24 protein-coding genes and 1 pseudogene are annotated in these 25372 nt (G+C 64.7%); 10 read left to right on the forward strand and 15 right to left on the reverse strand.

Features of this window, described 5'->3' with window-relative positions; translation table 11 throughout:
* Nucleotides 1–80 precede the first annotated feature (80 nt).
* The 5 genes from AC066S_RS18040 to AC066S_RS18060 all read right to left on the reverse strand — a co-directional run bounded on the left by AC066S_RS18040 (nt 81) and on the right by AC066S_RS18060 (nt 4665).
* Nucleotides 81–689 carry a BAR domain-containing protein gene (locus AC066S_RS18040; protein WP_135169654.1) on the reverse strand — a complete coding sequence of 203 codons (609 nt, stop codon included), beginning with the start codon at nt 687–689 and terminating at the stop codon, nt 81–83.
* Nucleotides 686–1534 carry an ABC transporter permease gene (locus tag AC066S_RS18045; protein ID WP_126255587.1) on the reverse strand — a complete coding sequence of 283 codons (849 nt, stop codon included), beginning with the start codon at nt 1532–1534 and terminating at the stop codon, nt 686–688. The genes AC066S_RS18040 and AC066S_RS18045 overlap by 4 nt, the downstream gene beginning before the upstream one ends.
* Nucleotides 1531–2337, reverse strand: a complete 807-nt coding sequence (locus AC066S_RS18050; protein ID WP_135169652.1) for an ABC transporter ATP-binding protein — start codon at nt 2335–2337, stop codon at nt 1531–1533. Before AC066S_RS18050 ends, AC066S_RS18045 begins: the two co-directional genes overlap by 4 nt.
* Nucleotides 2334–3302 carry a YVTN family beta-propeller repeat protein gene (locus tag AC066S_RS18055; RefSeq protein ID WP_167767551.1) on the reverse strand — a complete coding sequence of 323 codons (969 nt, stop codon included), beginning with the start codon at nt 3300–3302 and terminating at the stop codon, nt 2334–2336. The genes AC066S_RS18050 and AC066S_RS18055 overlap by 4 nt, the downstream gene beginning before the upstream one ends.
* Before the next feature lie 181 nt (nt 3303–3483).
* A complete protein-coding gene (locus AC066S_RS18060) occupies nt 3484–4665 on the reverse strand; it encodes an ABC transporter substrate-binding protein (RefSeq protein WP_135169650.1) in 1182 nt (393 codons plus the stop codon).
* A gap of 60 nt (nt 4666–4725) precedes the next feature.
* Between AC066S_RS18060 and AC066S_RS18065 the strand changes: the two genes are divergently transcribed.
* Nucleotides 4726–5298, forward strand: a complete 573-nt coding sequence (locus AC066S_RS18065; RefSeq protein ID WP_135169649.1) for a DUF3280 domain-containing protein — start codon at nt 4726–4728, stop codon at nt 5296–5298.
* 173 nt (nt 5299–5471) lie between these two features.
* Here the strand turns inward: AC066S_RS18065 and fghA are convergent, their stop codons facing one another.
* Together fghA and AC066S_RS18075 are read right to left on the reverse strand one after the other, a co-directional pair.
* Complete coding sequence (fghA, locus tag AC066S_RS18070) at nt 5472–6317, reverse strand: S-formylglutathione hydrolase (RefSeq protein WP_135169647.1); 846 nt, start codon at nt 6315–6317, stop codon at nt 5472–5474.
* 77 nt (nt 6318–6394) lie between these two features.
* A complete protein-coding gene (locus AC066S_RS18075; RefSeq protein ID WP_018320706.1) occupies nt 6395–7015 on the reverse strand; it encodes a response regulator in 621 nt (206 codons plus the stop codon).
* A 217-nt stretch (nt 7016–7232) separates the two neighbouring features.
* Here AC066S_RS18075 and AC066S_RS18080 point away from each other — a divergent pair, with 217 nt between their 5' ends.
* Together AC066S_RS18080 and AC066S_RS18085 are read left to right on the forward strand one after the other, a co-directional pair.
* Nucleotides 7233–8591 (forward strand): histidine kinase, encoded by a 1359-nt coding sequence (locus tag AC066S_RS18080; RefSeq protein WP_167767528.1) that lies wholly within the window; start codon nt 7233–7235, stop codon nt 8589–8591.
* Nucleotides 8592–8754: 163 nt separating this feature from the next.
* Nucleotides 8755–11229 (forward strand): TonB-dependent receptor, encoded by a 2475-nt coding sequence (locus tag AC066S_RS18085; protein ID WP_209311853.1) that lies wholly within the window; start codon nt 8755–8757, stop codon nt 11227–11229.
* A gap of 78 nt (nt 11230–11307) precedes the next feature.
* Here AC066S_RS18085 and AC066S_RS18090 read toward each other — a convergent pair whose 3' ends face one another.
* Genes AC066S_RS18090 through AC066S_RS18100 form a run of 3 tightly spaced genes read right to left on the reverse strand, consistent with a single transcriptional unit; the run spans nt 11308 to nt 14834 of the window.
* Nucleotides 11308–12333: an ABC transporter permease gene (locus tag AC066S_RS18090; protein ID WP_135169646.1), complete on the reverse strand. Its 1026-nt coding sequence runs from the start codon at nt 12331–12333 to the stop codon at nt 11308–11310.
* Nucleotides 12330–13847 carry a sugar ABC transporter ATP-binding protein gene (locus AC066S_RS18095; RefSeq protein WP_478270243.1) on the reverse strand — a complete coding sequence of 506 codons (1518 nt, stop codon included), beginning with the start codon at nt 13845–13847 and terminating at the stop codon, nt 12330–12332. Before AC066S_RS18095 ends, AC066S_RS18090 begins: the two co-directional genes overlap by 4 nt.
* Nucleotides 13848–13880: 33 nt before the next feature.
* The gene (locus tag AC066S_RS18100; protein WP_135169644.1) at nt 13881–14834 is read right to left on the reverse strand and encodes a sugar-binding protein; all 954 of its coding nucleotides are present in this window, start codon (nt 14832–14834) and stop codon (nt 13881–13883) included.
* Between the two features lie 364 nt (nt 14835–15198).
* On the opposite strand from AC066S_RS18100, the gene AC066S_RS18105 reads away from it, so the two are divergent.
* The 5 genes from AC066S_RS18105 to AC066S_RS18125 all read left to right on the forward strand — a co-directional run bounded on the left by AC066S_RS18105 (nt 15199) and on the right by AC066S_RS18125 (nt 20062).
* A complete protein-coding gene (locus AC066S_RS18105) occupies nt 15199–15561 on the forward strand; it encodes a hypothetical protein (RefSeq protein ID WP_126255597.1) in 363 nt (120 codons plus the stop codon).
* A 368-nt stretch (nt 15562–15929) separates the two neighbouring features.
* Nucleotides 15930–16340: a hypothetical protein gene (locus AC066S_RS18110; protein ID WP_126255598.1), complete on the forward strand. Its 411-nt coding sequence runs from the start codon at nt 15930–15932 to the stop codon at nt 16338–16340.
* 154 nt (nt 16341–16494) lie between these two features.
* Nucleotides 16495–17952, forward strand: coding sequence for a GH1 family beta-glucosidase (locus tag AC066S_RS18115; protein ID WP_135169643.1), 1458 nt, complete (start codon nt 16495–16497; stop codon nt 17950–17952).
* 234 nt (nt 17953–18186) lie between these two features.
* Nucleotides 18187–19419 (forward strand): acetyl-CoA C-acetyltransferase, encoded by a 1233-nt coding sequence (locus AC066S_RS18120; protein ID WP_478270244.1) that lies wholly within the window; start codon nt 18187–18189, stop codon nt 19417–19419.
* 340 nt (nt 19420–19759) lie between these two features.
* Nucleotides 19760–20062 (forward strand): HU family DNA-binding protein, encoded by a 303-nt coding sequence (locus tag AC066S_RS18125; protein WP_025037698.1) that lies wholly within the window; start codon nt 19760–19762, stop codon nt 20060–20062.
* A gap of 69 nt (nt 20063–20131) precedes the next feature.
* Here the strand turns inward: AC066S_RS18125 and AC066S_RS18130 are convergent, their stop codons facing one another.
* The 5 genes from AC066S_RS18130 to AC066S_RS18150 all read right to left on the reverse strand — a co-directional run bounded on the left by AC066S_RS18130 (nt 20132) and on the right by AC066S_RS18150 (nt 24117).
* The gene (locus tag AC066S_RS18130) at nt 20132–20287 is read right to left on the reverse strand and encodes a hypothetical protein (protein ID WP_164718362.1); all 156 of its coding nucleotides are present in this window, start codon (nt 20285–20287) and stop codon (nt 20132–20134) included.
* 4 nt (nt 20288–20291) lie between these two features.
* The gene (gene lon / locus AC066S_RS18135; RefSeq protein ID WP_126255601.1) at nt 20292–22697 is read right to left on the reverse strand and encodes an endopeptidase La; all 2406 of its coding nucleotides are present in this window, start codon (nt 22695–22697) and stop codon (nt 20292–20294) included.
* Between the two features lie 8 nt (nt 22698–22705).
* Nucleotides 22706–23089: an Hsp20/alpha crystallin family protein gene (locus AC066S_RS18140; RefSeq protein WP_126255602.1), complete on the reverse strand. Its 384-nt coding sequence runs from the start codon at nt 23087–23089 to the stop codon at nt 22706–22708.
* A 150-nt stretch (nt 23090–23239) separates the two neighbouring features.
* Nucleotides 23240–23806 carry a YciE/YciF ferroxidase family protein gene (locus tag AC066S_RS18145; protein ID WP_126255603.1) on the reverse strand — a complete coding sequence of 189 codons (567 nt, stop codon included), beginning with the start codon at nt 23804–23806 and terminating at the stop codon, nt 23240–23242.
* Nucleotides 23807–23910: 104 nt separating this feature from the next.
* Nucleotides 23911–24117: a hypothetical protein gene (locus tag AC066S_RS18150; protein WP_126255604.1), complete on the reverse strand. Its 207-nt coding sequence runs from the start codon at nt 24115–24117 to the stop codon at nt 23911–23913.
* Between the two features lie 90 nt (nt 24118–24207).
* Here AC066S_RS18150 and AC066S_RS18155 point away from each other — a divergent pair.
* A pseudogene (locus tag AC066S_RS18155) lies at nt 24208–24833 on the forward strand (MarC family protein).
* 138 nt (nt 24834–24971) lie between these two features.
* On the forward strand, nt 24972–25364 hold the full coding sequence (locus AC066S_RS18160) for a class II aldolase/adducin family protein (protein ID WP_205680444.1): 393 nt from the start codon (nt 24972–24974) through the stop codon (nt 25362–25364).
* Nucleotides 25365–25372 lie beyond the last annotated feature (8 nt).

The raw sequence follows: 25372 nt of genomic DNA on the forward strand, positions 1-25372 counted from the left end.
GGTTCCGGCGGATAGCCGGGGCAAAGGTTAACGATGGTGTCGCTATCGCGGGAACTTCCGACGCCGTCAGGAAGCTGACGCTATTCCATCTCCTGCTGAATCACGCGGCCGAGCGCGAACAGGCGCTGGTCGATCGCGGTTGGAACCTCGCAGACGAACCGCACGACCTTGTTGCGGTCCTCGAAGATGCGGGTCTTCCAGATCAGCTCGTTGCTGAGCGCCTCGACCTTGGCCTCGTCACGCGGCGTGGCGCTCTGAAGCGCCTGGAGCTGAATTGCCTCCTCACGGATCTTGTCGGCGGCCTCGCGCTGCTTGCGGCTGACGCGTTCGAGCCCGTTCATGACCTGCGAGCGCTGGGCGTTGAGCGTCTCGAACAGGCCGGCGAACAGCAGCTTTGCGTTGGTGGTCTTGTCGGCGGAAGAGGCAGCCAGGAAGTCCTTCACCAACTTTTCGGCCTCGTCAATCGGCGTCTTGCGCGCCGACAGTCTTGCGACCAGCGCGGTGATTTTCGTGTCGTTCTTCCACCTGGTCTCGGCGTCGTCGAGGGCGGGGCCGGCCCAGACGGCGGCGAGCGAGATCTCCGGCACCTTGGCCTGCGTGCACGGCCAGTTGGGGTAGCGCGGATCGGCGGCGCGGGCGGCCGTGCCCGACAGCGCGAGCACCAGAGCAGCGATCGCCAGAACCTTCATCCTTCGCCTCCTGCGGGCCCCCGTCGCGCCAGTCCACGCGAGGGATCATAGGCCAGAATTGCGCCGATCATGAAGACGATTGTGCAAGCCGCGACCACGGCTAGCGAGATCCAGTTGATTTGCCCGTAGAGTGCAAAACGTATCAGCTCGACCGCATGAGTGAACGGGTTGGCCTCGCAGAGATAGTACAGATAGGGACTGCCCTCCCGCACCCGCCAGAGCGGATAGAGCGCGGAGGAGGCGAAGAACATCGGGAAAATGACAAAATTCATGACCCCGGCGAAGTTCTCCAGCTGCTTGATGCCGGAGGAGATCAGCATGCCGAGCGAGCCCAGCATCAGCCCGGACAGGATCAGCGCCGGCAGCACGGTGAGATAACCCGATGACGGCGGGGTGATGTCCCAGAACCAGGCGATCAGAAGGAACGCATAGACCTGGAGCAGCGACACCGCGGTCCCCGCCAGCAGCTTGCAGAACAGCAGGAAGCCGCGCGGCAGCGGGCTCACCAGCAGCGTGCGCATGTTGCCCATCTCGCGGTCGTAGACCATCGACAGCGAGGATTGCATGCCGTTGAAGAGCTGGATCATCGCCATCAGCCCGGGCGCGATATAGACCTCGTAGAGGATGTAGGTCTCGTAGGGCGGGATGATGGAGATGCCGAGCACCTGGCGGAAGCCGGCGGCGAAGATGAACAGCCACACCAGCGGCCGCACCAGCGCCGAGACGAAGCGCTCGCGCTGATGCAGGAAGCGCAGGCCTTCGCGCCAGACGATGCCGGTGAGACAGGTCATGTACTCGGCAAATGAGAAGCCGCGCGTGGCCTCGCGCGTCGCGATGCTGCTCATGCGCCGCCTCCCGGCATGGTCTGCGCGCCGGTCAAGCGCATGAAGGCGGTGTTGACGTCCTGTGCGCCGGCCTCGGTGACGACGCGGCTCACCGGCCCCCGCGCCAGCACCTTGCCCTGGTGCAGCACCACGAGGTCGTCGCTGGGCATGATCTCGTCGAACAGGTGCGTAGCCCAGAGCACGCCGATGCCTTGTTCCGTGACGAGCTGGCGGACCTGGCCAATGATGTCGGCGCGCGCCTTGACATCGAGGCCGACCGTCGGCTCGTCGAGCAACAATAGCCGCGGCCGGTGCAGCAGCGCCCGCGCGATCTCCAGGCGCCGCATCTGTCCGCCCGAAAGATCGCGCACCTTGCTGCCTGCGCGCTCTTCGAGCCCGATGCGGCCGAGCAGCTCGGCGCTGCGCGCTGCGGCGTCGCTCCGGCCGATGCCGTGGAGCGCGGCGTGATAGAGCAGGTTCTGCGTCAGCGACAGGTCGAGGTCGAGCGTGCGCGGCTGGAACACGACCCCCAGCAGCCGCAGCGCCTCGCCGGGGCTCTTGCTGATGTCATGACCGAAGATTCCGACGCGGCCGGACTGGATGCCGAACAGGCGCGTGATGAGCGAGAACAGCGTGCTCTTGCCGGCGCCGTTAAGGCCGAGCAGGGCGGTAAAGCTTGCCGGCTGCACATTGAAGGAGACGTCGATCAACGCCCGGCGCGGCCCATAGGCATGGCTGACGCCGTCGATCGACAGCGCCGGCGCCGTGGCCGCTGCTGGCCTCGGCGTCTCCTGTGGTTCGGGAATCGGAGCTGGGCTGGTCATGGCGCGATCGCGATGCCCCAGGGCAGTTCGCCCACCTGAATGGTCTTGATCACCTTCTGCGCAGCGACGTCGATGACGGAGACGTCGTTCGAGACGCCGTTGGTGGTCAGCAGATATTTTTCATCGGGCGTGAACGCCAAGTGCCAGACCCGCTGCCCGACCAGCAGGTATTTGGTCACCTTGCGCGAGGCGACATCGACCACGGCGATGCGGTTGGCCGGTCCGAGTGCGACGAAGGCGGTCTTGTCGTCCTTGGTCATGCCGATGCCGACCGGCTGGATCGCCTCTTTCCGCAGGCCCGGAATCTCGAACGTGACCTTGCCGATCACTTCGTGTTTCCTGGGATCGATGATCGAGACGGTGCCGCCGATCTCGGAGGAGACCCACACTTCGGACGAATCGTGCTTGAACTCGGCAAAGCGCGGCCGGGCGTCGACCAGCACGTTGGCGACGATCTGGCGCGAAGCGGTGTCGATGAAATGCGCCATGTTGGTCGTTTCCGACGTGTTGATCAGCGTCTTGCCGTCGGGACTGATGGTCATGCCCTCGGGCTCGACGCCGACCTGGATGTCGCCGAGCCGGGCACGCTTTTCGAGGTCGATCACGGTCACCGTGTTGTCGTTCTCGTTGGCGACATAGAGAGTCTTGCCGGCCGCATCCTGGGCGAACAATTCCGGGTCGGGGCCCGAGGGCAGGCTGTCCACGACGCTCTGCGTCTTGGCGTCGATCATCTGGATGGTGTCGTCGTCGCCGACCGCGACCAGCACGAACTTGCCGTCGCGCGTCAAATCGATGCCGCGGGGGCGCTGGCCGACCTTGATGGTCTTGGTCACGGTCCAGCTGTCGGTGTCGATCACCGTTACCGTATTGCTCTTCTCGTTCGAGACATAGGCAATGAAGGCATGCGCGGGCGCTGCCGCCAGTCCGAGGGCGACCAGCAACGGCGTTGCGAGGATGCGCGACATCTGTCCGCGGGCTGTCTTCACCACCCCCGCTTGCGGGGGAGGTCGCATCGCATCGCAAAATGCGATGCGGGAGAGGGCTCTCTCCTCTTGGGGGCTATCGCTTGTGGAGATGCCTTCCCCCGCAAGCGGGGGAAGGGGCGCAGCATCGTCACGGTGCCAGCTTGATCTCATCTCAAATCGCTCACTTCAACTTGCATTTGCTCTCCGGACGATCATAGCCGAGCGTATCGAGCTCGGAGACCTGGTGCAGAAACCCCTCCTGCGGCGAGACCGACACCACCATGCGACCGTCGACCAAGAGGATCGGCTGGCGCAGCTGCAAATTCCAGTCGCGCAGGGTCAATCGCGTGCCCTTGAAGGCGGCGACCGAGAAGTCCGGGCCCTTGATGAAGTCCGTGACCTTCTTGACGTCGCCTGAATTGGTGCGTGAGGTGGCTTCGCCGATCATGCGCACCGCGGTCCAGGCCTGCATGTCGAGCGCCGTCATGCGCCGCGAGTTGAGCTTGACGAAACGGTTCTGCATCTGGATCGCGCCCCACTGGTCCTGCGATGCGTCCCAGCTGCGCGGCACGAGTCCGGCTGAGCCCGCGACCGGCCGCGGATCCCAGGTGCGATAGGGCAGGTAGCCGCCGAACACTTCGCTTTCGTCGGCGGCGACCAGCACGTCGTAGGCCGGCGCGCCTTGCGTGAACACCGGCATCTGGCGCTGGATCAGCGTGACGCCGCTGTCGGTGCGCCGCGCGCCGCCTTTGTCTTCGAAGGTCTTCTCCTGCACGATCTTGGCGCCGAAGCGTGCGGCGGTGCGCCGGAGGGCGTCCGCGAATAGCTTGTCCTCGTCGTGCGAGCCGACCACCAGCAGCCAGCGTGACCACTTCTTCCACACCAGATACTGCCCGAGCGCATCGGCCAGCATCGCGCGCGTCGGCGCGGTGTGGATCACGTTGGCGCGGCAATCGGCCTCGCGCAGCCGCTCGTCGATCGCCCCCGCATTGAACAGCACCGTGCCACGGTCGCGCAAAGCATCCGAGACTTTCAGCAGCGCATCGGCCGGCAGGTCGGTGATGATGAAGCCGTTCTTCTCCGCCAGCGCGGTCGCGGCCTGCACCGGGTCCTCGCCTTGCTTGATGCGGCGCTCTTCCAGTACGAACCGCTGGCCGAGGAATTTTCCGGTGGTGTTGTTGTCGTCGATCGCGAGGCGCGCGCCAGCGACGCCGTCATTCTCCGCGGGCTGCGCGATCAGCGACAGCGTCGATCGGGGAGCCGCGACGCCGATATAGCCGACGCCGATCAGGGCAGGCTCCGCCGCGAGCGCGCTCGTCGCAGCAAGACCAAAGCCGATCAGACCGGCCAACCATCGGATCATGTTTCCTCCGGACTATCTCCCCGGCTTGACCGCAGGTGAAGAATTGTCTCTGCTTCAAGCATGACCAATTTGTCAGGCCATGCAACCCCGCAATTCGTCCGCGCGCTCGCCACGTCCGGAATCACGATCATGCGAGCATCGATGACGATCGCCGCTTTGCTGTTGACGCCTTCGGTCGCGCGCGCCGACCCGCCGAAGCTGGCCGTGTTCGATTTCGAGCTGATCGACACCAGCCTGCCCGGGGAGTTCTACGGCTCCAGGCCCGAAGAGGCGCGGCTCCTGCGCATCAGCGAGCAGCTCCGTAAGGAGTTGACCGATTCCGGCAGGTTCCAGGTGCTGGACATCGCGCCGGTCAGGGACGCGGCCCGTCACGCCAATTTACAGGCCTGCGGCGGCTGCGATCTCAAGCTCGCCGCCCAGCTCGGAGCAGACCTCGAGATCACCGGCATGGTGCAGAAGGTCTCGAACCTGATCATCAATCTCAACGTCTATCTGCGCGACGTGAAGACAGGCGCCATGATCACCGCGGCGAGCGCCGACATGCGCGGCAACACCGATGAAGCCTGGACGCGCACGATGAGTTATCTGATCCGCAACCGCTTGCTCGCACCGAATTACGGCAGGCCGGAGTAGAGTCTTCTCTCCGTGAGCGCTGCTGCACCCTCTCCCCTTGCGGGAGAGGGTGGCTTCGCGAAGCGAAGCCGGGTGAGGGGTCTCTCTCCTCACGAACAGTCTTGCCAATGGAAAGAACCCCTCATCCGGCGCTTCGCGCCACCTTCTCCCACAAGGGGAGACGGAAGAAGGCCTCACCCCTTCAGCTTCTCCGCATGCCAGTGCAGGTGATCGCCCATGAAGGTCGAGATGAAATAATAGCTGTGGTCATAGCCCGCCTGGCGCCGCAGCGTCAGCGGGATGCCCGCCTTGGTGCAGGCGGCTTCGAGCAGCTCCGGCTTGAGCTGCTCCTTCAGGAAGTTGTCGGCTTCGCCGACATCGACCAGGAAGCCGGAGAACTTCGCGCCGTCCTCGATCAACGCCACTGTGTCGTGGCTGCGCCAGGCCTCCTTGTTCGATCCGAGATAGCCGGTCAGCGCCTTGATGCCCCAGGGCACGAGCGAGGGCGCAACGATCGGCGCGAACGCGCTCGCCGCGCGATAGCGGTGCGGGTTGCGCAGCGCCACCGTCAGCGCACCGTGACCGCCCATCGAATGGCCCATGATCGATTGCCGTTTGGCATCGACGGGAAAATTTCCCGCCACGAGCTTGGGCAGCTCGTCTGTCACGTAGCTCCACATCCGATAATTGCGCGCGAACGGCTCCTGCGTGGCGTCGACATAGAAGCCGGCCCCGAGGCCGAAATCATAGGCGTTGTTGGCGTCGCCTGGCACGTCGGGGCCGCGGGGTGAGGTGTCGGGCGCGACGAAGATCAGGCCGAGCTCGGCACAGGCCTTGCGGAATTCGCCCTTCTCGGTGACGTTGGCATGCGTGCAGGTGAGGCCGGACAGATACCAGACCACGGGCAGCTTCGCACCTTCGGCATGCGGGGGAACATAGACCGAGAACACCATGTCGGTTCCGGTCGCCTGGCTCGCATGGCGATACACGCCCTGCACGCCGCCGTAGGATTTGTTGGTCGAGACAGTCTGAATCGTCATGCCTTGGCTCCGTGGCATCTCACCACATCAAGATTGCAACGCTTGTGTGTCCGAAAGTGTGGCGGCCGGCCCGTGCGTCAGGCGACACCGCTGTCGATCGCCAACCGCACCAGCTCGACCGAGGTCTTCACGCCGAGCTTCTGGCGCATGATGGAGGAGGTGTTGGCGACCGTCTTGTACGACGACTGTACCAGCCAGGCGATCTCGGACAGGCTCTTTCCGGCACTGAGCAGCCGCAAAATCTCCATCTCCCGCGCGTTCAGCTTCGACAACGGGCTTTGCGCCAGTGTCGGTCCGGCGAAGGCGATGCTGCGCGCGATCGCGCTCGGCAAGTAGGTGCCGCCGCCGCCGACGGCGCGGATCGCCTCGACGAGGTCGTCGGGGTCGCCGGTCTTGGAGACGTAGCCTTTGGCGCCGCATTCGATCGCGCGCGCGGCGAAGGCCGGGTCGTCGTTCATGCTGAACATGATGATCCGCGCCTCGGGCGCGCGCTCGAGGATGCGGCGGGCAAGCTCGAATCCGGAGACGGTCGGCAAATTGATGTCGATGATGCAGAGGTCGGGACGTTCGACGATGAAGACGCACTCGCCGTCTTCGGCGTCGGCGGCCTCCAAAATCTCGATCTCGCCCTCGTCGGCCAGCACGGCGCGGCAGCCGGAGGCGACGATGGGATGATCGTCGACGATCAGAATACGCATAGGCGTTCCCCGTGACAGCGCGTTCCCTGTGACAAAACTCGCCTATTCTGCGCCGCATGATACCGATCTGGGCAGGCGCGTGAGCGATGTGTCCGAGCTCGCCTCATGCAACCCGGCCGGGATTGCTGTACGCTTCCGATTAGATATCCGCCGCTCCGCCCCTGTCAACGTCGTCGGACAGCGGCGGGCAGAGCTTCGCGAGGCACAAGCGACACCCATGTGGCAAAATCTATCCTTGCGCGGGCGCATCAACCTCTTGCTGGCACTGCTGCTGGCGCTGGGGCTCGCTGTCAATATCGGCCGCCAGGTCGCGGAGGCTGGTCCGCGCGTGCAGGCCGAGGACCAGAGCGTGATCCGCCTCGCCCGAGAGTTCATCGAGATGATCGTGGCGGATCTCAACGAGGCCCCCGATCCGGATGCCAGGCTCAACCAGATCGCGCGCGATCTCAGCCGCCTGCGCCACGTCAGCATCACGCTTCGGGACGCCGGCGGCCATCCGCTGACGCCCCCCCGGGCCGATGCCGGCGTCGACACGCGCGTGCCGCCGGCCTGGTTCGTCGCCCTGGTTCACCCAGAGCAGACCGCGGTCAGCGTGCCGGTCTCGATCCAGGGCAAACCCGGCTCGCTCCTGATCACCTCGCATCCCGATGACGAGATCGCCGAGATCTGGGACGGCATCGTGACCCAGCTCGAGGTCGGCTCGGTGATCGCGCTCGCGCTGTTCTTCCTGATGATGAACGTGGTCGGCCGGGCGCTGGCACCGCTCCAGTCGCTGGCGGAGGCAATGGGGAGGCTCGAAGGCGGACATTACGATGCCCGTGTCGCGCCGGGCGGCGCGCCGGAACTCGCCGCGATCTGCACCAAGCTCAACCACCTTGCTGCGACGCTTGGTGAGGCGGTCGAGGACAAGCGGCGTCTTGCCGAGCGTGCGGTGTCGCTTCAGGATATCGAGCGGAAGGAGATCGCGCGCGAGCTCCATGACGAGTTCGGGCCTTACCTGTTCTCGCTGCGCGCGCACGCGAGTGCGCTGGCGAAGCTGGCGGACGGACGCGACCCGAGTGCGGATGCCGTGCGAAAACATGGCAGCGCCATGCTGGAACAGATCAATGCACTCCAGCAGTTCAACCGCCGCGTGCTGGAGCGCCTTCGGCCCGTGGGCCTTGCCGAGCTCGGCTTGAGCAAGGCGCTCCAATCCCTGTCGCGGCTGTGGCGGCAGTCGCATCCCGACGTCGCGATCGAGACTGTGATCTCGCCGGCGCTCGGGCCGACCGGCGAGACCGCCGATCTCACCATCTATCGTATCGTGCAGGAGGCGCTCACCAACGTATTCCGCCACGCCGGCGCGACCGCGGTCAATGTCGTCATCGAGCCGGTGGAGCAGATGACTCACGACGGCCGCTGCTGCGCCCGGGTGCGGGTCAGCGACAACGGCCGCGGCATGGAGCCGGGGCAGAAGCTCGGCTTCGGCCTCGTCGGCATGCGCGAGCGGATCCTGGCGCTGGGCGGCACGCTCAATGTCGTCTCCGGCGCAGGCGGCTTGACGGTGGAGGCGCTGGTTCCGACTGCGGCCGCCTGACCGCGCCCGAGGCGATCGGGAAAAATTCCCGATTTGGTCGGGAAAACGGGAGCGGATATTGCCCGATCTTTTGTGGCTGGCGCGCGACTTGCCGCCGATTACACTCGTCCCGACCAATCGGCGAAGGGCAAAACAGCCGGTGGTCACGGATGGGAAGGCGGGGATGGGCAAGGTTCTTTGGTTCAAGCGTCGTTTGTTGATGGCTTCGGTGTCGACCGGTCTGGTTTCCGGGATGGTCTTCGCGAGCCCCGCGAGGGCCGCGCAAGACGAGGAGACCAACGTCCAGAATTTGCCGCCGGTCGAGGTGGCGGCGCCGCCGCCTTCGGCGGCTAGGCGCGTCTCACCGGCGCGACCGGTTGCGCGCATAGGGGCGCCGGCGTCAGCCAGCCCCAGGACACGCCTTTACGTCTACCCCACCGCGCCCGGCATCGGCAGAGGTCTTGATGTCGACAAGGTACCGTCGGCGATTAACGCCGTCGATCCGAGCCAGATCAAGCGCACCGGTTCGCTGAACGTCACCGACGCGCTCCGTGACAACATCGCCGGCGTCAACATCACCGAGGTCACCGGCAATCCGTTCCAGCCGGATGTCGAATTCCGCGGCTTCGTCGCCTCTCCCGTGACGGGCACGCCGCAAGGCCTTGCGGTGTATCAGAACGGGGTCCGCATCAACGAGGCCTTCTCTGACGCGGTCAATTGGGACCTGATCCCCACCGCCGCGATCAGGTCGGTTACGCTGGTGACCAACAATCCCGCTTTCGGCCTCAACGCCCTGGGCGGCGCGCTTAATCTGCAAATGAAGGACGGCTTCACCTATCAGGGGGCGGAACTCGATCTGATGGGTGGCTCGTTCGGCCGCATCCAGGGCTCGGCCCAATGGGGCAAGCAGGTCGACAAGAACTACGCCGTCTATGCCGCGCTCGAAGGCTTGCACGACAACGGCTTCCGCAATTTCGCTCAATCGGACGTACGGCGCTTCTACGGCGACGTCGGCTATAAGGGGGGCGACAGCGAATTCCACGTCAACATGGGAGTCGCCAAGAACAATTTCGGCGCCAGCGCCACCGTCCCGGCCGAGTTGCTGGATAAATACTGGGGCGCGACCTACACCACACCGCAGACCACCGCCAACCGCGTCGGCTATCTCAACCTGACCGGAAAGGTCGACGCGACGCCGACCTGGACGCTCGAAGGCACCGCCCATGTGCGCAGGTTCGAGCAGAACATCGTCGACGGCAATCCAACCGACGTGGAGGAGTGCGCTGCAGATCCGGCGCTGCTCTGCTTCGGCGACGACGCCACACCCGCCAACGGCGCGGGCGGCGTGCAACTCGCCAACCCGTTCGCGCCGGGAACAATCTTGGGTGCGATCGATCGGAGCTCGATCCGTTCGACCACGTTTGGCGTGTCGGGGCAGGCCACCAACACCGATCAACTGTTCGGCCACGACAACCGGTTCGTGATGGGCGCAACCTATGACGCCAGTACCACGCGCTACAACGCCAGCTCCGAGATCGGCTCGATGGGTGAGAACTACGTCGTCAGCGGTAGCGGTGTTTTCCTGGGGGCGACTCCTACGGCAGATCCCGTGGCCGGCCCCGTCTCGTTGCGGACCGTCAATCAATACAATGGCCTCTACGCGATGGACACGTTCAACGTCACGGACGCTTTCGCGATCACCGGCGGCGGTCGCTTCAACGCGGCGCGGATCTCGCTCGAAGACCAGCTCGGGACTGCGCTGAACGGCGATCACACCTATACCCGCTTCAATCCGATGATCGGCGGCACCTACAAGATCACGCCGGGATTGACCGCCTATGCCGGCTATTCCGAGGCCAACCGCGTGCCGACGCCGCTTGAGCTCGGCTGCGCGGATCCCGCCCGGCCCTGCCTCATTGCGGCCTTCCTGGTCGCGGATCCGCCGTTGAAACAGGTCGTCTCCAAGACCGTGGAGGCCGGATTCCGCGGCACCAGGGAGCTGAATATCGGCACTCTCGGATGGAAAATCGGCGGCTTTCGCGCCACCAACTATGACGACATCGTAGCGGTGCCCGCCGTCGGGCGGACGGGCTTTGGCTATTTCACCAATGTCGGCCGGACGCGGCGGCAAGGGCTGGAAGCGGAGGTCAACATCAAGTCGCCGACGCTTCAGTTCCAGGCGAGCTACGCCTTCGTCGACGCGCGCTTCCTTGATCCGCTCGAGCTCGGCTCGGAAAGCCCGTTCGCCGATGACGCCACCGAGACCATCCAGGTCAGGCCCGGCAACCAGATCCCCGCGATCCCGCGCCACCGCGTCAAGGTCGGCGTCGATTACGCCCTGACCGACGTCTGGAAGGTCGGCGGCAACGCGCTGTTCGTCTCCAGCCAATATCTGGTCGGCGACGAGTCCAACCAATATGCCAAGCTGCCGTCCTATACCGTGTTCAATCTCCACACCTCCTACCAGGTGACCAAGAACGTCCAGCTCTACGGCCGCGTCGACAACATCTTCGACAAGCGCTACGCGACTTATGGACAGTTCTTCGATCGCGAGGCCTTGCCCAACTTCACCAACGGCGGCGCCGAGTTCACCGACCCGCGCTCGCTGAGCCCGGCCAGGCCACGCGCGTTCTACGCGGGGATGCGGGTGACGTTCTAGACACTCTGGAAGTGCCGGCGTCCTCCCGTGATTGAGCGCATCTGTGTCGGACACAGGCGCCTGCGCAAACCGTCGCTTTCACTCCGCCTTCATCTTCTCGACCGGTACGGCCGCCGCGCTCGCCTGCCCTCGGCCTTTGGCCGTACCCACGCGGTGGCGTCGCTGCACCAGATACTGATCGCCGAGCACTCCGGCCAGGATCACCGTTCCCATCACCGCGAAATTGAGCGAACTCGGAATGCCCAGCAGGTTGACCAGATTCTGTAGCATCTGGAGCAGCACGGTGCCGAGCACGACGCCGATGATCGAGCCTTCGCCGCCGCGCAAGGAGCAGCCGCCGAGCACAGCGGCGGCGATGGCATAGAGCTCGTAGAACGAGCCGTGCACGGCCGGCGAAATCGAACGGGTGTACATCGCGATCAGGATGGCTGAAAATGCCGTCAGCCCGCCGCAAATGATATAGGCCGAGATGATCACGCGGCTGGAGCGAATGCCGGAATAGCGTGCCGCCTCCTCGTTCTTGCCGACGGCATAGAGATAGCGGCCGAACACGGAGCGGTGCAGCACCACCCAAGCGATGATGGTCACGACGCCAAGCGCCACCACGCTGTGCGGCAGCGGAAAGCCGAGGACGTTGGTGCGGCCGGCGGCCAGCCATTCCAGCATCGGAAAGCTCGCACCGAAGCCGAACCCCGCCGTCGCGTCCTCGGTATAATAGCGTGCCGCGCCGCGATAGATCAGGAGGCCGCACAGCGTTACCACGAAAGCCTGGATCCGCATCCTGGTCACCAGCGTGCCATGAACCAGGCCGATCACGAGCCCGGCCGCAACGATGATGGCGGTTGCCACCAACCAGTCGACGTCGTGATTGACGATGAGGTCGATGAACAGGACGCCCAGCAATGCGATCACGGAACCAACCGACAGTTCGATTCCGCCGATGATGATGACGAAGGCTTGCGCGATGGAGAAGATGCCGAACAGCCCGACCTGGTTGGCGGTATTGGAGAGGTTGCCAACGTACAGGAATCTCGGATTGATGAGGGCGACGACGGTCCCGACCAAGAGGATCAGGACCAGAAGGCTCAGGTCTTTCTTGCTCAAGGTCCCTCCGGCTCAATTGCGTGACCGACGGCAAGCTGCAGCACATTGTGCTCGCTGAACTGGCTGCGATCAAGGAAGCCCGAGATTGCGCCTTCATGCATGACCGCGATCCGGTCGCTGATCCCGATCACCTCCTCCATGTCGCTGGAGATCATCAGGATCGCGACGCCGGCGTCGGTCAGACGGCGCAGCATGTCGTAGATTTCCTGCTTGGCTCCGACGTCAACGCCACGCGTCGGCTCGTCGAAAATCAGGACCTTCGGCCGCATCGACAGCCATTTGGCGAGCACGACCTTCTGCTGATTGCCTCCCGACAGAGAGCCGACGGCGGTCTCGACATCGGGCGCGCGGATATTGAGACGCTCCCGCTGGCGCATCGCATTCTCCTTCTCGCGGGCCGTATCCACCAGCCAGAAGCGCGAATAGGACGCTAGATCGGGCAGCGAGATGTTTTCGGTGATCGAGACGTCGAGCAACAGGCCCGAGCCCTTGCGGTCCTCCGGAACGAGGTAGATGCCTTGCTCGATGGCGGCCCGCGGATTTGCGATACGGATCGGTTCGCCATCGAGTCTGATCGCGCCGCCACGCAAACGGTCGACGCCGAAGACGGCGCGCGCGAGCTCCGTGCGGCCGGACCCGACGAGGCCGGCAAGTCCGAGGATCTCGCCGCGGCGGACCGACAGGCTCACAGCGCGGTCGGGGTAGGTGTCGGTGACGGCATCGACAATCTGGAGCACGCTGTCCCCAGGGGGGGCGGCCGGGGGAACGTAAAGCGATTTCAGGTCGCGGCCGATCATCAGGCGGATCATCGCGGCCGGCGAGAGCTCCGCGCGTGTCAGTGTGCCGACCACGCGGCCGTCACGCAGCACGACCGCGCGGTCGGCGCACTGCATCACCTCGTTGAGCCGATGGGTGATGAAGATGACGCTGACCCCGTGGGCTTTCAGGTCGGCGACGATCCGCATCAAGCGGTCGGTCTCCGTGAGCGTCAGGCTCGAGGTCGGCTCATCCATGATGACGAGACGAGCATCGAGCGAGAGCGCCTTCATGATCTCGACGAGCTGGCGCTGCGCCAGCGACAATTCGGCGAGCGGCGCATCGGCCGCGAAATCGCAGCCCAGCCGATCGAGCAGCGGAGCGACGCCGGCATGCATCCGTTTGCGGTCGATCAGCCGCAAGGGCCCGCCGCGCACGGGCTCGCGGCCGATGAAGACGTTGGCGGCGCCGTCCAGATTGTCGAAGAGGTTCAGCTCCTGATGGACGAAGGCGATGCCGGCCTTGATCGCGTCCGTCACGGTGAGCGAGCTTCGCGCGGCGCCGTCCACACGGATGACGCCGCTGCTCGGCTCCACGACACCGCCAAGCACGCGCATCAGCGTCGACTTGCCGGCGCCGTTCTCGCCGATCAGCGCAATGACCTCGCCGGGCGACACCTGCAAACCGACGCGGTCGAGCGCGACCACGCCAGGATAGCTCTTGCTGATGTCAATCAGTTCGAGGAACGGTCCTGACATGGCGGGCTGCGGCTCGGGCAGCGGGGATATCTCCTATTTCTTCAGCATCTGCTTCATCGAGGCCATGAAGTCGTCGACATTCGCCTTTTCGATGACCTTGCCCGGCACGATGATGATGCCGTTGGCAGGAACACCAGACTTGTTGCCGCCGATGTAGTTCGCCATCAGCTTCATGCCTTGATAGCCCCACTCGAACGGCTGCTGGACGACCGTGCCCACGATGCTGCCTTCCTTGACGCCGCCGAGCGTGATCGGATCCTCGTCAAAGCCGATGATCTTGATCTTGTTGAGCTTGCCGGCTTCCTTGAGCACCTCGTAGATGCGCGGCGTATTGTAGGAATAAAAGCCGACGAGGCAGCTCACATCGGGCATCGCAGCAAGGATGTCCTCGACGTTGCGCTTGGCGCGGGTCTGGTCGATCTCGTCCCCGCGGACATCGACGAGCTCGACCTTCGAGCCCTTGATGGTGTCCTTCACGCCTTCGATGCGCTCGCGCGCATTGTCGGCGCCGGGTAGGCCGACGAAGCCGACGCATTTGCCGCCGTTCGGCAGCGCCTTGACCATCAGCTTTCCTGCCTCCTTGCCGAGATCGGTGTTGGAGGAGCCGATATAGGCCACGCGCTTGGACTGCGGCGCGTCGCTGTCGGTGGTGAACAGCACGGTCTGGGACGCAACCTTGTTGAGGTGATCGGTCTGGTTCTTCGGATCGACCGCGCTGACCATGATGCCGGCGGCGCCGGCGGCGACGAGGTCGTCCATCACGCGCTGCTGTACGGCGGCCGCAGCCTGTTCCGGATATTTGAACTGGAGGTCGTAGTTGGGCAGCTCGCCCTGCGCCTTCTTCATGCCGGCCTCAGCGATCTTCCAGAAGTCGGATGCGCCGTTGACGACGAAGGCCAGAACCTTCTTGTCTGCCGCACCGGCCGAGCCGACACCCGATGCTATCGCGAAGGCAATAGAGACACCTGCAACCAAGAGACGCTGCATATTATCCTCCCTAAGGCGGTCGGCCCTTGATGAAGGCCAACTCTGCTTGTGCCCAAATTGGACGCACGTCTCACCCCCAAGCTGCGCGGCGATCAGCCGCCATCCGCATCGTTGCGGCGGGGCAGACTCACCGACGGCCGGCGAGGTGAAATGAGGCACGTACCTCAAGGTAGCAGAAGCGCGCCGGGCGTGCAATCGGAAGCGGTCGCGGCGCCGACCGCGAGGCCTTGCCCAACCGCACCAACGGTGGCGCCGAGTTCACCCGACCCGCGCTCGCTGAGCCCGGCTCGGCCGCGCTCTCGGACGCCGCGTCCATTGCTCTGCGGGAGTGCTCGCTGATCTTGCAGAATATTCCGCCTCCGGCATGATAGCTTCGGAGGCCTGCTTTGCCGTGTCGTTGAAGAATCCGGATGCCGTCGCTGCGATCGTTTCAGCGCTTCGGCACGTCTACGGCGACGAGATCGCGCGACTGATGCTCGTCGAGGGCATGAGCCTCGCCGACCTGATCGATGCGATGTTTTCCGCGCCCTTGACGCACCGCGAGGCGGTTCGAGATATCACGGACGCATTGGATGATTTTGTCGTTTCTCCGGACCTGGGTCTGATGTGGCATCTCAAGTACATCTATGCAGACGAGCCCGGTTCCCTGCACGTCGTGGACATGGAGATCGCAACGCCCAACGGCACGCTGGCAAGCAAGGACGTCTGGCTTCGTCTGTCCACTTAGAGGCGATAGCGCCGTGGCGATGCTTTGGTCCCGTTCAGCGCAGCGCTATCTTTACCAATCAGAAACCATCAAAAATGATCTGAAAACTTTAACGAAACTGCCCGGCACTCTCCGCGTCAACTCGACGGAGGGCCCGCGTGATGACAGAGCACCAATTGAGAGAGCAGGAATGCCGGATCGCCCGTTATCGGCGTTTGGAGCGGGAGGTGACGGATCCGCTGGCCGCGTGTCTGCTACACGACATCGTCGAGGAGCTCGAAGCCGAGCTGCGCAAGGACAGGCCGGAATGGAACGGGCCGCGAGATTAACGCTTTCTTAGCGCTAATCATGCGGATTATCGTCGGGGAATGCCAGGGGAGACTGCTCCCATGCTGAAGGACGGGACATATGCGGCGTGGTACAAGACGCCGCTCGATCAGGGGACCGGGATCGTCCATGTCGCAGACGGACAGATCTGGGGCCGCGACAGCCTGATGACCTATCACGGCTCCTGTCAGGTCGATGGAGATCGCTTCACCGCCACCGTGTCGACGAAGCGCCATACCGACGGTCGTGCAACCGTGTTCGGCGTGGAAGACGAGCTCACTTTGGACATCGAGGGAAACTGCCCCGGCAAGATCGCGACTTACACCGCGACGGCACAACAAGTGCCGGGCATGATTCTCCAGGGAACGCTCATTCTCACCGAACCGCCGCCGCCGACACGTGAACAGCGAGCCGAGCAGCGCCCGGCGTTCAACCCCGCCAAGTTGCCAAAGCTGCCGAAGCGCCCGCGCTGAGCCGGGAAGCACGCGGGGCAGTTGCCCGGCTTCCATCTGTCGTGCTCCCGGGCCGCGCGATTCTGCATCCGGTTTCTCCCAAAGCTTGCTTCTCAAACCGCCCTGAACTCGCCATTGTGCGCCCGCAACAGGCCCCTGAAGCGGAGAAGCATCAATGTCGGACAAGGTCTCGCGTCGCCGTTTCGCGAAACTCGCGGGGCTGTCCGCAGCCGGCCTGACCGGTTCGCTCGATGCGGCCGAAGCGAGGCCGGCAGCAGCGCCGCGCGCCGGCTTTCCCGCCGGCTTCGTCTGGGGCACGGCGACCTCCTCCTACCAGGTCGAGGGCGCGGTCAACGAGGACGGGCGAGGGGCCTCGATCTGGGACAAGTTCGTGCGCATCCCCGGCAAGATCGAGGACGGCACCACTGGCGACCGCGCCAACGAGCACTATCGCCGCTACAAGGAGGATATCGGGCTCATCAAGGAACTCGGCTGCAAAGCCTACCGCTTCTCGGTGGCCTGGCCGCGGCTGTTTCCGGACGGCGACGGCAGGCCCAATCCGAAGGGGCTCGACTTCTACAACCGGCTCATTGACGAGCTCCTGAAGAACGGCATCGAGCCGTGGCTGACGCTCTATCATTGGGACCTGCCGCAATCGCTTGAGGATCGCTTCGGCGGCTGGCGCTCGACAGAGACCTGCAAGATCTTCGGCGACTACGCGGCCTATGTCGCCGAGCACCTCACCGACCGCGTGAGGAATGTGTTCACGCTGAACGAGAGCGGCCGCTTCGTCTATTTCGGCTACGGCATCGGCATCGACGCGCCCGGCGTGAAGTTGCCGCAAGCCGAGGTCAACCAGATCAGGCATAACAGCGCGCTGGCGCACGGGCTCGCGGTGCAGGCGGTGCGCGCCCATGGCCGTCGCGGCACAAGGGTGGGGCCGGCCGAGAACATCGATGCCTGTGCGCCCGCGATCGACACGCCGGAAAACGTTCGCGCTGCGGAGATCGCGCTGCGCGAGATGAACGCCGGCTATCTCAACGTCATCATGACAGGCCGCTATACCGATGCCTTCCTGAAATTCGCCGGGCCCAACGCGCCCAAATACACCGATGCGGAGCTGAAGATCATCTCCTCGCCGGTCGATTTCCTCGGCCTCAACATCTACGCGCCGCAGCACTACGTGGTGGCGTCCGACCAGGGCGCGGGCTTCATGCCGCTGCCGATTCCGAAATCGTTCCCGCACATGAATTCGGACTGGCTGCGCGTCGGACCCGAGACGATCTACTGGGTGCCGAAGCTGGCGGCAAAGATCTGGAAGACGGATGCGATCTATATCAGCGAGAACGGGGCCTCCGGCGACGACGTCGTGACGCCCGACGGCAAGATCTACGACACCGATCGCATCATGTACCTGCGCAACTATCTCGCCCAGCTCCAGCGCGCCACGGCCGAAGGCGTGCCGGTGCGCGGCTATTTCCTCTGGAGCCTGATGGACAATTTCGAATGGGTCTATGGGCTGAACAAGCGCTTTGGGCTCTATCACGTCAATTTCGATACGCAGGTGCGTACACCGAAACTCAGCGCCAGCTTCTACCGCAACGTGATCGCGAAGAACGCGGCGGGGGCGTGATTGCTTTCCTCGCCCAGAGGTCGTCATGCCTGGGCTTGTCCCGGGCATCCACGTTCTTCGTCCATTGACTAAGACGTGGATGGCCGGGACAAGCCCGGCCATGACGTCGCCGAAGCTTCGTGGGCTAACCGCGCAACGGAAAATCCGCGCGAGTGACGTCTGCAACGCGGATTGACTCTCCTCTCCCCGTTATTCAGAACTGTCCTCAACACTCATAACAAGAGGACAGCGCCCATGACCGACGCACTCATCATCGATGCCTGCCGGACCCCGCGCGGCGTCGGCAAGGCCGGCAAGGGGGCACTGTCGGGCATACATCCGCAGCAGCTCGGCGCAACCGTGCTGCGCGCGCTCGCCGAGCGCACCGGCATCGACACCGCCGACGTCGACGATATCGTCTGGGGCTGCAGCGCGCAGGTCGCAACGCAAGGCGGCGATCTCGGCCGGATGTCGGCGCTCGACGCCGGCTACGACGTGCGCGCCAGCTCCGTGACGCTCGACCGCTTCTGCGGAAGCGGCATCACCAGCGTCAACATGGCCGCAAGCTCGATCATGGCGGGTGTGGAAGACGTCGTCATCGCCGGCGGCTGCGAGATGATGTCGATGGAGGGACGCCGCGGCTCGGGTCCGATGATGATGGACAATGGCAATCTGCGTCTGCGCGCGCGGCATCCGCAGTCGCATCAGGGCGTCTGCGCGGATGCGATCGCGACGCTGGAAGGCATTACCCGAAGGGATGTCGACGCGCTCGGGCTGGAGAGTCAGAAACGTGCCGCGCACGCGATGGCGAACGGGTATTTCAAGAAGAGCCTCGTGCCGGTCCACCGCGAGGACGGCAGCCTTGCGCTCGACCAGGAGGAGTATCCGCGGCCGCAGACCACGATGGAGGGGCTGAGCAGCCTGAAGCCGGCATTCCCGGGGATCGCCGACTATGCGCTCGACGACAAGGGCACGACCTATCGCGGCCTGATCCTGCAGAAATATCCTGATCTCGAGATCGACTTCGTGCACCATGCCGGCAACTCGTCCGGCGTCGTCGACGGCGCCGCGGCGATCCTCTTGGCCTCGCCCGCTTACGCCAAGGCGCATGGCCTCAAGGCCCGCGCCCGCGTGGTGGCGATGGCGAATATGGGGGACTCGCCGACCCTGATGCTGAACGCACCGGTGCCGGCCACGCGCAAGGTGCTGGCGAAGGCCGGCTTGACCGTCGACGACATCGACCTGTTCGAGATCAACGAGGCGTTCGCGGTGGTGGCGGAGAAATATATCCGCGACCTCGGGCTCGATCGCGCCAAGGTCAACGTCAATGGCGGCTCGATCGCGCTCGGTCATCCCATCGGTGCCACCGGCTCGATCCTGATCGGCACCGTGCTCGACGAGCTCGAACGGCGCGACTTGAGGCGCGGACTTGTCACCATGTGCGCCGCCGGCGGTATGGCTCCCGCCATCATCATCGAGCGCGTCTAGCCAATTGCTCGCACTTCTCCCTGTTCTTACGGGGAGGAAGACCGGCGACATCGATCCAACCCTTATTTTTCAGGGTGAATCGCGCGCTTCCTTGCACAAAGAGGCCGGTCGTCGCTTGTCGAAGGCGGCGAATCAGTTCTAGCAAGATGTCGTGCGGGCCTTTGAAACAAGGCAAAATCCGCTGCCTGAGGCTTCTCCCGCTCCGGAAGTAGCTAAAAAGCAGGGCTTTTTGCCACAGAGGGCCAAAAAAGCCCGTAAAACCGCGACAAAACTGTGCAGAAGGCTATAGGCCTTCGCCGGTTGGTCTAATATGCAGCCGTCACGAATCAGAGGAGACACGATGGCAACCCAAATGTCCAAATCGCAGTTGATCGAAAAGATTGCGACCGCCACAGAGCTTTCCAAGCGCGACGTCAAGAACGTCATGGAGACGCTGACCGACGTCGGCCACAAGGAGCTCAAGAAGAACGGCCTGTTCCTGGTGCCCGGCTTCGCCAAGTTCGTGGTCATCAAGAAGCCCGCGACCAAGGCGCGCAAGGGCACCAACCCGTTCACGGGTGAAGAGATGATGTTCAAGGCCAAGCCGGCCCGGAAGATCGTCCGCGCCCGCCCGGTCAAGGCGGCCAAGGACGCCGTGGGCTAGCGACGCAAGGCCCCCTTGGGTAAGGGGGCCTTTTGTTTGGGGCAGCCGCGAGGACTTGAGACGGAGGGCTCAACCCTTGCGGCGCTTCACCCTGACCGGAACGGGTTGAAGCTGCCGCCCGGGCGCCGCCAGCGCATCGCGAAGCCGGTCGATCGCGCGATCGAGCATTTGGCGCAGCCGCTGCGTCTTCCGCGATCCCTTCGCTTTCTCCAGCAGTTTCTTCATCGCGTTACTCCGCCGCTTCGACTTTCGCGTTGACCTTCGCATTGACTTGGGCCTCGACCGGTTCGAGCGCCGCGGCGATGGCTTCGTCGACACGCTCCAGCCAGATGAATTCGAGGTTGTCCCGCGCGCTCTTCGGGATGTCGTCATAGTCCCGCTTGTTGCGCGCCGGCAGCATCACCCGCTTCAGGCCGGCGGCCGCGGCTGCGACCACCTTCTCCTTGATGCCGCCGACCGGCAGCACCAGGCCGCGCAGCGAGATCTCGCCGGTCATGGCGGTGTCGCTGCGCACGGTGCGGTTGGTGAGCAGGGACGTTAGCGCCGTGAACATCGCAACGCCCGCGCTGGGCCCGTCTTTCGGGGTTGCTCCCGCGGGCACGTGCACGTGGATGTCGCTCTTCTCGAAGGCTTGCGGATCGATGCCGAGCTGCGAGGCGCGGCTCTTCACCAGCGTCATCGCAGCCTGCACGCTCTCGCGCATGACGTCGCCGAGCTGACCGGTCAGGATCATGCCGCCCTTGCCGGGCACCTTTGATGCCTCGATGAACAGGATGTCGCCGCCGACCGGCGTCCAGGCAAGGCCCGTGGCCACGCCCGGAATGCTGGTGCGCTGGGCGATCTCGCCTTCGAAGCGCGGCTGGCCGAGCACGGTGACGATGTCCTTCGCCGCTATCACGACCTTGGCAGCCGTACCCTCGGCGACCTGCACCGCAGCATGCCGGAACAGCTTGCCGATCTCGCGCTCGAGGTTACGCACGCCGGCCTCGCGGGTGTAGCCCTTGACCACCAGCTTCAGCGCCTCCGGCTCGATCTCGGCCTGCTCGGCCGAGAGGCCGTTGGCCTCCAGCTGCCGCCGCACCAGATAGCGCCGCGCGATCTCGAGCTTCTCGTCCTCGGTGTAACCGGCGAGGCTGATCAGCTCCATGCGGTCCAGCAGCGGCCCCGGGATCTGGTCCAGCATATTGGCGGTCGCGATGAACACCACGCGCGACAGGTCGAACGGCACGCCGAGGTAATTGTCCCGGAACGTCCCGTTCTGCTCGGGGTCGAGCACTTCCAGCATGGCGGCCGAGGGATCGCCCTGCACGCCGCGGCCCATCTTGTCGATCTCGTCCAGCATCATGACGCAGTTCCGCGCGCCGGCCTTCTTGATGCCCTGGATGATGTTGCCCGGCAGCGCGCCGATATAGGTGCGCCGGTGGCCGCGGATCTCGGCCTCGTCGTGCACGCCGCCTAAGCTGACGCGGACGAAGGGACGGTCCATCGCGCGGGCGATGGATTGGCCAAGCGAGGTCTTGCCGACGCCGGGCGGACCGACGAAGCACAGGATCGGCGCCTTGCCCTGCGGGGCGAGCTTGCGGACCGCCAGATATTCGATGATCCGGCTCTTGATCTTCTCCAGGCCGAAATGGTCGGCGTCGAGGATGGCTCGCGCCTCCTTGATGTCGATCGGCTTCTCCGCAGGCAGCGCCCAGGGCAGCTCGATCAGCCAGTCGAGATAGGTGCGGACCATGCCGGCTTCGCCGGCGGCCTCCGGCATGCGCTCGTAGCGGCGCAGCTCCTTCTTGGCGTGTGCGTCGGCCTCGGGCGGCATATTGGCCTTGGCGATGGCAGCCGTCAGCTCGGCGACCTCGGCGGCCTTGCCGTCGCCTTCACCGAGCTGGCGCTGGATGGTCGCCATCTGCTCGCGCAGGATCGCCTCGCGCTGCCGCTCGTCGAAGGAGGCCTTGGTCTTCTGGCCGATTTCGTTGGAGATGCGCAGCACCTCCAACCGCTCGGCCAAGTGCTTGGACACCTTCTCGACGCGCAAAACGAGGTCGATGGTCTCCAGCACCTCCTGCTTGTCCTGCGGCTTGATGTCCATGAACGAGGTCGCCAGGTCCGCCAGCGCGCCGGGCGCACTGGTGCCCTGGAACATCGCGGCCAGCTCGGGCGGCGCCTGCGGCAGCAGCTCGATGGCCTCGATGGCCTGGCGCTGCAGGTTCAAGGCGCGCGCCTCGATCTCGGGCGAGGTCGTGGTCGGCTCGGGGATCTGCTGGAAGCGCGCAACGGGAAACGGCGTCCCCGGCAGGAAGTCGAGGAGGCGTGCACGCTGCACGCCCTGGCAGACGATGTGGTGGCTGCCGTCGGGCGCGGTGATATAGCGCACGATGTTGGCGATGGTCGCGACCCGGTACAGGTCGTCCGGCCCCGGCGCATCGGTCTCGGGGCTGCGTTGCAGGACGATGCCGACGGGCCGCTGCTCGCGCAGCGCCTGCTGGGCGGCGGCGATGGACTTCGCCCGGCCGATGGTGATCGGCGCGATGGCGCCGGGGAACAGCACCATCTCGCGCACGGGGATGATGATCAGCGCGTCGTCGGGGATCTTCACGTCGTTATTGGTCTGTTCGTTGTTCATCTGTTCGGTGGCCATGATCGACCTCAGGATTTGGCGAGGCGCAGTGCGACGCAGCCGTCCATCACGAAGCGGCTGATGGCGTAGCGGCCGACGGGCAATGCAATGCGGCGCTCAAAACGCCCCTGCGGCAGCTCGAGCCGATGGATGCGGGCGTTGCGGAGCTCCGGCGGGAGGGTGCGCTGGCCGGAGATGACGAGCACGCCGTCATGGATGACCGTCTCGACATTGTCCGGATTGACGCCCGGAAGCGCCACCAGGATCAGGAGCTCGTGCTCGGTTTCCAGCACGTCGATCGGCGGCTCCCAACAGGCTTCCTGGCGGCCGAACTGCTGGCGCAGCCGGTCGGCGCGGGTCAGCGAGTCCAGGGCTTCGGACAGCATCCAGTCGAGGGGATTTTTGGGTTGCATGTGGAAGGCTCAGGGGTGGGAAAGCCTGCATATGGGGCCGGTTCCCGGAAAATCCAGTGCGCCGGCGCCGACGTGCCATGCGCTGTCGTGCGACCCAAAACAAACGCCGCGGCATGGGCCGCGGCGTTCCGTCATCGGCAGCGGCGCGGGTCAGGCCGCGGCGCGGTACTCTTGCTCCGCTTCGAGGTTGATCACGGACGTCGCGAGCTCCGTCAGCGCGTGATCCGTCGCCTCTTCTTCGTCCAGCGTCGCCTGAAGCAGCCTTGCCGCGTCCTGCATGCCGAGCTCCTCGGCCCAGGTCCGCAAGGTGCCGTAGCGGGAGATCTCGTAGTGCTCGACCGCCTGGGCGGCCGCGAGCAGTCCAGCATCGAGCGCCGGTGCGCCCTTGAAGTCCTTCATGATCTCGGCGCCCTCGTCGGTGATGCCGTTGATGGCCTCGCAGGGCTTGCCGCGTGCAGGCTTGCCCAGCATCTTGAAGATCTGGTCCAGCCGCTTGACCTGACCCTGGGTCTCGCGCAGGTGCTTGTTGAAGGCGGCGGCCAGCTCCTTCGACCGCGCTGCCTTCGCCATCTTGGGCAAGGTCTTGATGATCTTGTTCTCGGCGAAATAGATGTCCTTCAGCGTCTCCAGAAACAGGTCGCTGAGCATCTTCGGTGCCTGTCGCGGTCGGCGCGCCGCGGTCTTCTTGGTCGTGCGCTTCTTTGCTTGCTTAGCCATAGGTCCTCCTCACGAGGTGACACAGGAAGGCCTCGCCCTCCTCAATCCTCAGGCGATCAAAGCCGCTTCAGCAACGAAAGTTCCAATCTGCAACCGGTCAACGCTCAGGTCGGGCGCTTATACGGATCTTCCTGGCGCTGCCGCGCCTCGGTGTTGCGATCGAGCTGTGCCCGCTCGCTGCGCCTGAGGTGGCCGGCCTTCATCACGCCATAGACGAGGGCCGCGCCGAGCACGAACGCGCCGATGAACCAGAGCCAGAGCAGGTTGGCAGAGAGCTGGCCGAGCAGCATTCCGATTCCACTGTCGCTCATCGATCGTCTCCAGTGATTTTGCAAAACGGTCCTGCCGGGCTAAGTCAGACCGCCCGCCATCGTTCCAGCGTCCAGGGAGCCCACCGGGACATGATCGACTTCGCCCTGTCAGCCTTCGTGACGCTGCTGCTGGTGGTCGATCCTGTCGGCCTCGTTCCGGCTTTTCTGGCGGCCACAGCCGGGCTGCCCGACACGATCAAGCGAACGATCGCGCTGCGCGCGCCGCTGATCGCGGCCTCGATTTTGGTAATGATCGCGCTGCTCGGAAACTGGCTGCTGCGCCAGCTTGGGATCGGCGTTCCAGCCTTCCAGATCGCCGGCGGGCTGCTGCTGTTCGGCGTGTCCTATCAGATGATCTTCGGCGATCGTCCGCACCGCGAGCCCGCGAGGCCGACCGAGCGACCTCGGAGCACGCCTCCGATGTCGCGGTGTTTCCCCTGGCCATCCCCATGATGGCCGGCCCCGGTGCCATCGCGACCACGCTGCTGCTTTCGGGCGATGCCGGCTATGGGGCGAGGCTCGCGATCATCATCGCCGCCGTCCTCTCGGTCTGCCTGCTCTGCATGCTGTGCTTCGTCTCCGCTCACCTGATCGCGCGCACTCTCGGACGCACCGGAAATGCCGTGCTTTCGCGCGTCCTCGGCATGCTGCTCGCGGCCTATTCGGTGCAGTTCGTGATCAACGGGATCGCGGCCGTCCGGGCCGGCCTGTCATAGGGCTACGATAACAGGTGAATCCATTGATTTTGCCGTCCGTTTCGTGGTTTTGGCACCCGATCCGGGCCGCTTTCGCTTGCACTGCCATGTTGCTTTGACGTACTTCCGGTCTAACAAGACCATCGTCGGGAAATCGGGATGTCGATGACAACGGACGAGCTCGCCAAGCGACAGGCCATCATCGACGCTTGCCGGCGCATGAATGCGCTCGGCATCAACCAGGGCACCTCAGGCAACATTTCTGTCCGGCATGTGGACGGGCTGCTGGTCACGCCGACGTTCGGAACCGCGGAATCGTCCGAACATGCGGTGCGGGCGCTGGAGGGCCGGCTTGCCTGTCTGCTCGACCATCACGGCATGATCGCGGTCGGCAAGACGCTGGACAAGGCGATGTGGCTCGCCGTCGAGGTCGAGACGCTGGCGCGGCAATATCACGGCTGCCTCCAGATCGGACAACCGCCGCTGCTCCACAGCGCCGAGATCGAGCGGGTCCGCCAGCGCATGGCCGGCTACGGCCTGCCGGAAGGGTAGGGCAGGCA

The sequence above is a fragment of the Bradyrhizobium sp. CFUWI genome (genome assembly GCF_056429085.1).

What these genes read in the sequence shown, in the direction of transcription:
- AC066S_RS18045 (WP_126255587.1), bottom strand. Translation starts at nt 1,534, where the DNA reads ATGAGCAGCATCGCGACGCGCGAGGCCACGCGCGGCTTCTCATTTGCC.
- AC066S_RS18100 (WP_135169644.1), bottom strand. Translation starts at nt 14,834, where the DNA reads ATGCAGCGTCTCTTGGTTGCAGGTGTCTCTATTGCCTTCGCGATAGCA.
- AC066S_RS18080 (WP_167767528.1), top strand. Translation starts at nt 7,233, where the DNA reads ATGTGGCAAAATCTATCCTTGCGCGGGCGCATCAACCTCTTGCTGGCA.
- AC066S_RS18120 (WP_478270244.1), top strand. Translation starts at nt 18,187, where the DNA reads ATGACCGACGCACTCATCATCGATGCCTGCCGGACCCCGCGCGGCGTC.
- fghA (WP_135169647.1), bottom strand. Translation starts at nt 6,317, where the DNA reads ATGACGATTCAGACTGTCTCGACCAACAAATCCTACGGCGGCGTGCAG.
- AC066S_RS18130 (WP_164718362.1), bottom strand. Translation starts at nt 20,287, where the DNA reads ATGAAGAAACTGCTGGAGAAAGCGAAGGGATCGCGGAAGACGCAGCGG.
- AC066S_RS18145 (WP_126255603.1), bottom strand. Translation starts at nt 23,806, where the DNA reads ATGGCTAAGCAAGCAAAGAAGCGCACGACCAAGAAGACCGCGGCGCGC.
- AC066S_RS18075 (WP_018320706.1), bottom strand. Translation starts at nt 7,015, where the DNA reads ATGCGTATTCTGATCGTCGACGATCATCCCATCGTCGCCTCCGGCTGC.
- AC066S_RS18085 (WP_209311853.1), top strand. Translation starts at nt 8,755, where the DNA reads ATGGGCAAGGTTCTTTGGTTCAAGCGTCGTTTGTTGATGGCTTCGGTG.
- AC066S_RS18105 (WP_126255597.1), top strand. Translation starts at nt 15,199, where the DNA reads ATGATAGCTTCGGAGGCCTGCTTTGCCGTGTCGTTGAAGAATCCGGAT.
- AC066S_RS18150 (WP_126255604.1), bottom strand. Translation starts at nt 24,117, where the DNA reads ATGAGCGACAGTGGAATCGGAATGCTGCTCGGCCAGCTCTCTGCCAAC.
- AC066S_RS18050 (WP_135169652.1), bottom strand. Translation starts at nt 2,337, where the DNA reads ATGACCAGCCCAGCTCCGATTCCCGAACCACAGGAGACGCCGAGGCCA.
- AC066S_RS18110 (WP_126255598.1), top strand. Translation starts at nt 15,930, where the DNA reads ATGCTGAAGGACGGGACATATGCGGCGTGGTACAAGACGCCGCTCGAT.
- AC066S_RS18060 (WP_135169650.1), bottom strand. Translation starts at nt 4,665, where the DNA reads ATGATCCGATGGTTGGCCGGTCTGATCGGCTTTGGTCTTGCTGCGACG.
- AC066S_RS18125 (WP_025037698.1), top strand. Translation starts at nt 19,760, where the DNA reads ATGGCAACCCAAATGTCCAAATCGCAGTTGATCGAAAAGATTGCGACC.
- AC066S_RS18160 (WP_205680444.1), top strand. Translation starts at nt 24,972, where the DNA reads ATGTCGATGACAACGGACGAGCTCGCCAAGCGACAGGCCATCATCGAC.
- AC066S_RS18115 (WP_135169643.1), top strand. Translation starts at nt 16,495, where the DNA reads ATGTCGGACAAGGTCTCGCGTCGCCGTTTCGCGAAACTCGCGGGGCTG.
- AC066S_RS18140 (WP_126255602.1), bottom strand. Translation starts at nt 23,089, where the DNA reads ATGCAACCCAAAAATCCCCTCGACTGGATGCTGTCCGAAGCCCTGGAC.
- lon (WP_126255601.1), bottom strand. Translation starts at nt 22,697, where the DNA reads ATGGCCACCGAACAGATGAACAACGAACAGACCAATAACGACGTGAAG.
- AC066S_RS18065 (WP_135169649.1), top strand. Translation starts at nt 4,726, where the DNA reads ATGACCAATTTGTCAGGCCATGCAACCCCGCAATTCGTCCGCGCGCTC.
- AC066S_RS18095 (WP_478270243.1), bottom strand. Translation starts at nt 13,847, where the DNA reads ATGTCAGGACCGTTCCTCGAACTGATTGACATCAGCAAGAGCTATCCT.
- AC066S_RS18055 (WP_167767551.1), bottom strand. Translation starts at nt 3,302, where the DNA reads ATGTCGCGCATCCTCGCAACGCCGTTGCTGGTCGCCCTCGGACTGGCG.
- AC066S_RS18040 (WP_135169654.1), bottom strand. Translation starts at nt 689, where the DNA reads ATGAAGGTTCTGGCGATCGCTGCTCTGGTGCTCGCGCTGTCGGGCACG.